Annotated in this window: 1 protein-coding gene and 1 pseudogene; both read right to left on the bottom strand. The window is 69.9% G+C overall.

What is annotated here, in order from left to right:
- Positions 1–335: pseudogene (locus E1289_RS37595) on the bottom strand (alpha-xylosidase); the annotation flags it as partial.
- A complete protein-coding gene (locus tag E1289_RS37590) occupies positions 335–1,231 on the bottom strand; it encodes a carbohydrate ABC transporter permease (protein ID WP_243713488.1) in 897 nt (298 codons plus the stop codon). The gene E1289_RS37590 and the pseudogene E1289_RS37595, both read right to left, overlap by 1 nt.
- Between the last annotated feature and the right edge of the window lie 166 nt (positions 1,232–1,397).

Below are 1,397 nucleotides of genomic sequence, written 5' to 3'. Positions count from 1 at the left end.
CGCCCTACCCGCACCGACAGCGCGCCCGACGTCAGCGTCGCCGCGTCGTCGTCGACGGACACCTCGCCCGCCGGGTCGGTGGCGAGCTCGAAATCGGGGCCGCGCCTCCGCTCCCCCGCGAAATGGGTGAGGGTGACGCCGACGACGTCCGGCATCGGCGAGTCGCACGTCAGCGTGACCACCGGGCCCTTGAGCAGGTCGCCCCGGTGCCTGATGCGCTGCACGGGCGCGTACACCGTGAACGAGCCGGGGCCGGTGTCGACGTCGAGGACCTCCACCGGGTGAGACGCGTGCACACCGTCGCGCATCATCCAGTAGCCGTCGCTGAACTTCATTATTTGATCGCCCCCGCAGTGAGCCCGCGCGACAGAGTGCGCTGGAAGATGAGGAAGAAGAGAACGGTCGGGAGCAGGCCGAGCAGTGACGCGGCGCTGGACATCGTGGCGTCCATGAGCCGCTGCCCCTGGAGCACGCCGAGCGCGACCGAGACCGTCTGGTTCTCGTTGGAGATGAGGAAGACCATGGGGATCAGGAACTCGTTCCAGGTCCACACGAAGAAGAACACCATCAGCACCGACAGCGTCGGCCGCACGACCGGCACGACCACCCGCCACAGCACCTGCCACCGGCCCGCGCCGTCGATCCGCGCCGCCTCCAGCAGCGGGCGCGGGAACGCCGACAGCACCGACGCCAGCAGGTACGTCCCGAAGGCGCTCTGGATGACGGTGAACACGATGATCACGCTGATCCTCGTGTCGTACAGGCCGACCTGCTTGGACAGGTGGTAGAGCGGGTAGACGAGCGCCTCCTGCGGCACGGTGTTCGCCATCAGCAGCAGGACCAGCACCCACATCCGCCCCTTGATCCGGCCGATGCCGAGGGCGTAGGCGTTCAGGACCGACAGCAGGACGGCGAGGACGGCCACGGAACCGCTGATGAACACGCTGTTCAGCAGCACCTGCCCGAACTCGACGCGCTCCCAGAACGCGCGGACGGCGTCCAGGTTGAACCCGTCCGGCGGCGCCAGCGGCCCCTTGGAGGAGTACTCCCGCGGCGTCTTCAGCGCGTTGAAGAGCACCACGACGAACGGGATCAGCATCACGCCGGCGAACGCGGTCAGCGCCACCAGCACCGCGTAGGCCGACGGGCCGCGCCGCCGCCTCCGCCCGGCGGCGCCGGGCCGCCGGGCGCGCGGCGGCACCCCGGTCCCCTTCGCGAGGGTCGCGGTCACCGCTCCTCCCCAAGCTCACGCCCCTGCATGCGCAGGAACACCACGGTCAGCGCGACGACCACCAGGGTCAGCACGGTCGCGATCGCCGAGCCGTAGCCGACGTCGGACTTCTCGAAGAAGCTGACCCACGAGTAGTACGCCGGGACGTTCGTCGCCCCGCCCGGCC

Origin of the sequence: Actinomadura sp. 6K520, from assembly GCF_004349245.1 — a bacterium.
Taxonomy (GTDB): Bacteria; Actinomycetota; Actinomycetes; order Streptosporangiales; family Streptosporangiaceae; genus Spirillospora.
This window is presented reverse-complemented; position numbering and strand designations above follow the sequence as displayed.